This is a genomic window from Novosphingobium beihaiense (assembly GCF_022832375.1).
GTDB lineage: Bacteria > Pseudomonadota > Alphaproteobacteria > Sphingomonadales > Sphingomonadaceae > Novosphingobium > Novosphingobium beihaiensis.
In genome coordinates, this window is record NZ_JALHLG010000027.1 from 21,629 (window position 1) to 28,309 (window position 6,681).

Below are 6,681 nucleotides of genomic sequence, written 5' to 3' on the forward strand. Positions count from 1 at the left end.
GCATCTCCCAGAAGCCGTGAATGGAGGTATGGAGAAGCTGGCGGCGGCGTCAAGGCGCTGCCGGGGCCGGCGGTCAGGTGGGTTCGCGAAAGCCCGCAAGCTGGTCTGCCCGCGCACGCTGGAAGGCCGGGCGGGCCTCGGCGCGGGCCTTGAAGGCCGAAAGCGCGGGATAGGCGGAGAGCATGTCCGTGTGATCCACATTGCGCAGCACGCAGGCCATCATGATGTCGGCGATGGAAAAGGCGCCCGCGAACCACTCCTTGTCCTCCAGCGCCGCCTCGGTGCTCTTGAGCTGCCTGTGCGCCATCCGTTCGAATGCGGGGCGGGCCTCCACCGTTCCGGGCTGTCCGGCGAGGAAGAAATCGAGATTGACGATCGGCATCAGCGCGGGCTCGACGCTGTTGAGCGCGGCGAACAGCCAGGCAGTGGCCGTCCAGCGCGAGGCCGGATCGCGGGGCAGCAGCCGTTCGTCCTGCTCGCCCAGATAGAGCAGGATCGCGCCGCTTTCGAACAGCCGCACCGTGCCATCGTCGAACGCGGGAACCTGGCCGAACGGCTGCCAGTCCCGGTAGCCTTCGGGCTTGGGCTTCATCGCGTCGAGGTATTGCGGGCAATAGGGGCGCCCGGTTTCCTCCAGCGCCCAGCGCACGCGCAAGTCCCGCACGGCGCCTTTGGCGAAGTCCGGCACATTGTCGAACGCGGATAGGAGCGTGGCGGCGGCGTGGTCGACGGGCATTGTTCTCTCCCCGGATACGAATCGATATTGCCTTACGCTGTCACAAGGGTTACGAAATGCAACCATGAAGTTGAAAAAGGAAACCAAGACGGGCGAGTTCCTCCACGGCAAATGGTACGGCGATGCCTGCGCCGCCGCCTTCGGGATGGAGCTGATCGGGGAGCGCTGGACGCTGCTGGTGATTCGCGAACTCATGCTCGGCGGGCGGCGGTTCAGCGACATCCGCGCCAGCCTGCCGGTGCTCTCCGCCAAGACGCTGACCGAGCGGCTGGAGACGCTGCGCAGCCTCGGTATCGTAGAACGCGCACAGCTGCCGCCGCCGGTCTCGGCGCAGGTCTACCAGCTTACCGAATGGGGCCGGGGGCTGGAGCCGGTGCTGCAGGCACTGGTGCGCTGGTCGCTGCGCTCGCCGCTCTACGATCCCTCGCTGCCGCTGACGCCGGTCTCGCTGATGCTCTCGATGCGCACGCTGATCGACCGCGCGAAGATCGGCGATCTGGAGCTGTGGGTGGCCTTCGACGTGGGAGACCAGCACTTCGCCGGGCGCGTTCGGCATGACGGGCTGTCCGTCCATCCCGCGGGCGATGGCATGATGTCCCCCGATATCCGCTTCAGCGCGGAAAGCGCCTCGGATTTCCTGCCGGTGTTCTACGGTAAGAAGAGCGCGGGCGAGGCGGGCAACAGGCTCAAGGTCACGGGCGATCCGGCGCTGGTGCAGCGCTTCATCGATCTCTTCGCCCTGCCGCTGAAAGCCGGGAGTTGAGCGGTCGAGGCCCTGTTCCCAACACCTTCGTCATCCCCGCGAAGGCGGGGACCCATCTCCGGTGCCATCGCTTTATCCGGCCTCAGGAAATGGATTCCCGCCTTCGCGGGAATGACGAAGATTTGAAGTCGAAGTTTTCGCCTGTCCGTAAACGCCAATACCGCCAAAGCTTATTGCGATGCAGCGCCGCGTCCTTTAGGCGTTTCCCGCGATGACTGACTCTGCCCTTTCCAAAGCCGAAAACCGCGACGCCACCGTTCTGGCCGCGCCCGACATCGAACTCGACGTGCGCGAGACCTTCGGGATCGACATCGACATGAAGGTGCCCGCCTTCTCGGTGGCCGACGAACGCGTGCCCGATCTCGACGAGACATACGTCTTCGATCCGGACACCACGCTGGCGATCCTCGCGGGCTTTGCCTACAACCGCCGCGTGATGGTGCAGGGCTATCACGGCACCGGCAAGTCGACCCACATCGAGCAGGTCGCCGCCCGCCTCAAGTGGCCGTGCATCCGCATCAACCTCGATGCGCATATCAGCCGTATCGACCTCATCGGGCGCGACGCGATCGTCCTGCGCGACGGGTTGCAGGTCACCGAATTCCGCGAAGGCCTGCTGCCCTGGGCGCTGCAGCACCCGGTTGCCTTGGTGTTCGACGAATACGACGCCGGCCGCCCGGACGTGATGTTCGTGATCCAGCGCATTCTGGAGACCGAGGGCAAACTGACCCTGCTCGACCAGAACCGCGTGATCCGCCCGGACCGCAATTTCCGCCTCTTCGCCACCGCCAACACGGTGGGCCTCGGCGATACCTCGGGCCTCTATCACGGCACCCAGCAGATCAACCAGGGCCAGATGGACCGCTGGAATCTCGTTGTCGGCCTCAACTACCTGCCCGCCGAGACCGAGATCGCCATCGTTACCAAGAAGGTGCCGCAGATCGACGCGGCCACCATCACCCAGATGGTGCAGGTCGCCGACTTCTCGCGCCAGGGCTTCATGAACGGCGACATCTCGACCGTGATGAGCCCGCGCACGGTGATCACCTGGGCGCAGAACGCGGCGATCTTCAACGACGTGGGCTTCGCCTTCCGCCTCTCGTTTCTCAACAAGTGCGACGAGACCGAGCGGATGCTGGTGGCGGAGTACTACCAGCGCGTGTTCGGGACGGACCTGCCGGAGAGTGTTGTCGGGAAGGCTTGAGGCTCGGAGGGAGGCTTTCCTTCAAACGGCCGCAATGGGCCGGTAGGTGATCGTCCGGTTCGGAGCCGGGTCAGGGGATAACTGACGCTTACGCGGCGTCGGCTGTCGGCCAATCGACGCCGTTCAACGGCGACGTCGCGAACGGCCGCTAGTCGCAAAAACCCGCCGTGGCGCGAACACTTTTTGCATCTGAGCCCGGAATGGCAGAAGACGGCTCAGTTCCAGCCGTGTAGCGGCGCTAACGCGCTTATCCTTAGTATCTGCAAGCGCTGTTGGGGAGCGGAGGCGGGTGACCAGTTCGGGGCCAATCCCTGGATAACGGGCAGCGGCGAACAGGACGGCCAAAGCTGCCCGATGATCCTTCGGGATAAGCGTTCAGCTGCGGCGCTGGTGTATCTAGGGAGCGGAGGCGATGCCATTGAGTATCTGGTAGAGGGTCGTGACGTCTTCGCTGGGCAGTGGGAGGATAGTGCAGTATTTCCCGCCCAGCCCGCCGAAAGACCCGCCGACCATCAATCCCGCCTTGCCGTCGCGAAGAATGTAGCGGTCGTGGACTTCTTTGGTTTTAACGAGTTCCAACTGCCTTCCTTCCTTCAGACGGCGCCAGACCAGAGTCGCTTGCTTCGGATCGGCCCCTGGCTTTGGCACCTTCGGCCGGTCGAGAGTAAAGACGCGGAGGTGGCGGACGCTGCTCGAGATAACCTCGGCGATAGTATCGGCGTAATTGTCCGGGCCATCGAAGGTCTCTGACAGTTCGCCGCCAAGCAGATATGGATCACACCAAGTCACGCGCTCGGCACCAGCGAGAAATTCGCGGATCCGGTCGATCGCGTCGCGACCGCCAGTCCGGCCCCGGGCCGAGATCCAGTGCAACAGGTCAGCCGGATCCGGTTCTGTAAGCTCTTCTGGGTCCGCGTCCTGCGGTTGCGACGGCAGCGATCCGGGCAGCTTCCTTTCCCTGAACAGAATGGATTCGCGAAAATCAGCCTGTTCGAACATCCACTTCGCGCCGGGGTCGCCGCGAACCAAACCTGCCATTAGGCCCACGAGCAAAGCGTAGTCCGCGTCGTCGTGCATCACCGTCCGGCCTTTTCGTTGGACGTATTCATCTCAAGTATTCTCCCCGATCGGCGCGATAGCCGTGCGTTTGATTTCTAGCCGCTGATCGTTAACAATTGGCCTCGGCGCGTACCAGGTTTTCGGAGCGGACGGCATTAAATCCGTTTGCCGGAGCTAATCGTCCGACAGAGTATGGACAAAGAGGCTAGCCGACCTTCTTTGCCCGATCCTGCCAAATTTCTCCTATCGATCCAATGTTCGTCGGACCAGATAAGATGCGCCCCGTCGCCCCATGTCTCGACGAATGTAGAAACGTCCATGGAAACCAATTGGTTTGTGGTCGAGGCGAAGGGATGGAAGGAGGGCAACTGGCTCGTAAGGCAAACGCGGATGTCGGCTTCCAACAGAAGCCGTCGTTCGATACGTCGCTGGCGAACGGCAGAAACGTCCCATCAAGAGTTACTGCGAATTTCCCGATGCACTCACACCTTCCTCCCCCTTGATGGGGGAGGAATACGCAGGCTTGTGCCCGCGAAGCGGGGGCTAGCCGGAGTTGGGTGGGGGTGAGGTCCCGGCGCCACGCTGCATCACCCCCTTCCAACTGCGCCTAGGCTCGCTGCGCTCTCCAAGGCTTCGTATCCTTCCCCCATCAAGGGGGGAAGGGTTGGGACGCGAATTTCCGCATTTTCCTACACACCCCCGCCTGCGGTATCTTCCCCGCATGCCCCAGACCACGCACCCCCGTCCGCCCCGCCGTTCCAACGCCGAGTACCGCTGGAGCCGACCCCGCATCCACCTGTTCCTGCGCGCGCTGGCGGCGAGCGGGTCGGTTGCGGCGGCGGCGCGGGCGGTGGGGGTGAGCCGGCAGTCGGCCTATCGCCTGCGCCGCCGCCTCGGGCCGGACTTCGCCAGGGTGTGGGACGAGGGGCTGCAGATCGGCGGGGAGATGCGACAGGCCGGGCTGCGCTATGACGCGCAAGGTGACAGATGGGTGCCGCAAGGTGACACCTCGCCGCTGCAAAGTGACAGGTCCGGCGCACAAGGTGACACTTTCGCGCCGCAAGGTGACACATTTTCCCGGCAAGGGGGCCTAAGGTGACAGGTTTTCCTCTGGACCGTGTCACGCGTGTCAACCGGGTGTCACCTTGTGGAGGGGGGAGGAGTACCTCAATCACAACCCCGCTCACCCTGAGCTTGTCGAAGGGTGTCGGTTCAGGCGCAGCGCCAACGTCCTTCGACAGGCTCAGGACGAGCGGAGGTAGCGTTGAATTCAGTCCTCCGGATAGACCGCGCGGACGAAATAGAGCCCGTCGGGAGGGGCGTTGAGGCCGAGGGCTTGCCGGTCGCGCGCCTCCAGCGCCTCGCGCACCTGCTCCGCGCGCCAGCGGCCCATGCCGACCATCGCCAGGCAGCCGGTCATCGAGCGGACCTGATGGTGGAGGAAGCTGCGCGCCTCGGTCTCGATCAGGATCTGTTCGCCCTCGCGGCGCACGTCGAGCCGGTCGAGCGTCTTCACCGGGCTCTGCGCCTGGCAGTGGACCGAGCGGAAGGTGGTGAAATCGTGCCGTCCGACCAGCGCCTGCGCGGCGCGGTGCATGGCCTCGGCGTCGAGCGGTTTGGCGACTTGCCAGGCCTTGCCGCGCTCCAGCGTGAGCGGCGCGCGGCGGTTGACGATGCGGTAGATATAGGCGCGGCCGAGGCAGGAAAAGCGGGCGTGCCAGTCGTCCGCCACCGCTTCGCAGGCGGTCACGGCCACCGGGTGCGGGCGCATCCGGGCATTGAGCGCTTCCATCAGGCGGAAGGGGGTGAAGGCCTTCTCCACATCGATATGGGCGCGCATGGCGAGGGCGTGGACGCCGGTGTCGGTGCGCCCGGCGGCGTGCATGCGCACGTCCTCTCCGGTGACGGCATGGGCGGCGTCCTCGACCGTCTGCTGCACCGAGGGACCATGCGCCTGACGCTGGAGCCCCATGAACGGGCTGCCGTCGAATTCGAGAGTGAGGGCAAAGCGGGTCATTTCGCCCCGCCGATACAGGACTGGCGCACGGGTGCAAATGCCTTGGCGGGGGGCAGGGGGCGTGGCAGCATGGCGCTCTGTTGGGAAAGGAGCCTGCGATGACCGGCAAGGAAAGCCCCCGTTTCGAAATCTTCCGCGGCGCCGATGCGCCTTCGCTGGAGGAATGCGGCTGCATGACTTACGAAGGCGAGGCGCCGAACCTCGCGGCGATGCAGCCCAGGTTCGCCGAGGCCACGCAGGCACGCGGCGAGCAGGCGGACGTGCCTTACCGGCGCGCAAACATGAGCCTCGCCCGGCTGTGGTTCAAGAGCGGCTTCCCGCTGCCGTTGCACTCGCACGACTGCGATTGCCTCTATTACATCATTGCCGGGTCGGTGCAGATCGGGAGCGAGACGCTGGGCGCGGGCGACGGGTTCTTCGTCGGCACCGATGTGCCCTATACGTACATCGCCGGGCCGGAGGGGGTGGAAATCCTTGAATTCCGAAATACTGATACCTTCAACATCAAGGTGAAGGACAAGCCGCTGGCCGCCTGGGAAAAGACCGTCGAGGTGATGCGCGAGGCGAGTAGCCGCTGGGCGGACGAGACGCCGCCGGTGCGCAAGGTGGCGGAAGGAGCTTGAGGAAGGCCACCTCCGTTCGTGTCGAGCGAAGTCGAGACACGTGAGCACCGGGGCAGCGTGTCTCGACTTCGCTCGACACGAACGGAGGTGGCCTTCCTCAAGCTCCTTCCGCCACCTTGCGCACCGGCGGCGTCTCGTCCGCCCAGCGGCTACTCGCCTCGCGCATCACCTCGACGGTCTTTTCCCAGGCGGCCAGCGGCTTGTCCTTCACCTTGATGTTGAAGGTATCAGTATTTCGGAATTCAAGGATTTCCACCCCCTCCGGCCCGGCGATGTACG

At 64.6% G+C, this 6,681-nt stretch carries 7 protein-coding genes and 1 pseudogene; 4 read left to right on the plus strand and 4 right to left on the minus strand.

Translation table 11 applies throughout. The features are described from left to right. Positions 1-73: 73 nt before the first annotated feature. On the minus strand, positions 74-736 hold the full coding sequence (locus MTR66_RS15500; RefSeq protein ID WP_243922669.1) for a glutathione S-transferase family protein: 663 nt from the start codon (positions 734-736) through the stop codon (positions 74-76). A 64-nt stretch (positions 737-800) separates the two neighbouring features. Here MTR66_RS15500 and MTR66_RS15505 point away from each other — a divergent pair, with 64 nt between their 5' ends. Continuing rightward, the gene (locus tag MTR66_RS15505; RefSeq protein WP_243922670.1) at positions 801-1,499 is read left to right on the plus strand and encodes a winged helix-turn-helix transcriptional regulator; all 699 of its coding nucleotides are present in this window, start codon (positions 801-803) and stop codon (positions 1,497-1,499) included. Between the two features lie 211 nt (positions 1,500-1,710). After that, positions 1,711-2,703, plus strand: a complete 993-nt coding sequence (cobS, locus tag MTR66_RS15510; protein WP_243922673.1) for a cobaltochelatase subunit CobS — start codon at positions 1,711-1,713, stop codon at positions 2,701-2,703. Between the two features lie 396 nt (positions 2,704-3,099). Here cobS and MTR66_RS15515 read toward each other — a convergent pair whose 3' ends face one another. Beyond that, complete coding sequence (locus tag MTR66_RS15515) at positions 3,100-3,780, minus strand: hypothetical protein (RefSeq protein ID WP_243922675.1); 681 nt, start codon at positions 3,778-3,780, stop codon at positions 3,100-3,102. Positions 3,781-4,483: 703 nt separating this feature from the next. Between MTR66_RS15515 and MTR66_RS15520 the strand changes: the two genes are divergently transcribed. Then, entirely contained in the window at positions 4,484-4,861 is a 378-nt protein-coding gene (locus tag MTR66_RS15520) for a hypothetical protein (RefSeq protein ID WP_243922677.1), read from the plus strand. A gap of 171 nt (positions 4,862-5,032) precedes the next feature. Here MTR66_RS15520 and truA read toward each other — a convergent pair whose 3' ends face one another. Continuing rightward, positions 5,033-5,779, minus strand: a complete 747-nt coding sequence (gene truA / locus MTR66_RS15525) for a tRNA pseudouridine(38-40) synthase TruA (protein ID WP_243922679.1) — start codon at positions 5,777-5,779, stop codon at positions 5,033-5,035. A gap of 98 nt (positions 5,780-5,877) precedes the next feature. Between truA and MTR66_RS15530 the strand changes: the two genes are divergently transcribed. Then, positions 5,878-6,402, plus strand: a complete 525-nt coding sequence (locus MTR66_RS15530) for a cupin domain-containing protein (RefSeq protein WP_243922681.1) — start codon at positions 5,878-5,880, stop codon at positions 6,400-6,402. A 97-nt stretch (positions 6,403-6,499) separates the two neighbouring features. On the opposite strand, the pseudogene MTR66_RS15535 reads toward MTR66_RS15530, so the two are convergent. Beyond that, a pseudogene (locus tag MTR66_RS15535) lies at positions 6,500-6,681 on the minus strand (cupin domain-containing protein); the annotation flags it as partial.

What these genes read in the sequence shown, in the direction of transcription:
- MTR66_RS15500 (WP_243922669.1), bottom strand. Translation starts at nt 736, where the DNA reads ATGCCCGTCGACCACGCCGCCGCCACGCTCCTATCCGCGTTCGACAAT.
- MTR66_RS15505 (WP_243922670.1), top strand. Translation starts at nt 801, where the DNA reads ATGAAGTTGAAAAAGGAAACCAAGACGGGCGAGTTCCTCCACGGCAAA.
- cobS (WP_243922673.1), top strand. Translation starts at nt 1,711, where the DNA reads ATGACTGACTCTGCCCTTTCCAAAGCCGAAAACCGCGACGCCACCGTT.
- MTR66_RS15515 (WP_243922675.1), bottom strand. Translation starts at nt 3,780, where the DNA reads ATGCACGACGACGCGGACTACGCTTTGCTCGTGGGCCTAATGGCAGGT.
- MTR66_RS15520 (WP_243922677.1), top strand. Translation starts at nt 4,484, where the DNA reads ATGCCCCAGACCACGCACCCCCGTCCGCCCCGCCGTTCCAACGCCGAG.
- truA (WP_243922679.1), bottom strand. Translation starts at nt 5,779, where the DNA reads ATGACCCGCTTTGCCCTCACTCTCGAATTCGACGGCAGCCCGTTCATG.
- MTR66_RS15530 (WP_243922681.1), top strand. Translation starts at nt 5,878, where the DNA reads ATGACCGGCAAGGAAAGCCCCCGTTTCGAAATCTTCCGCGGCGCCGAT.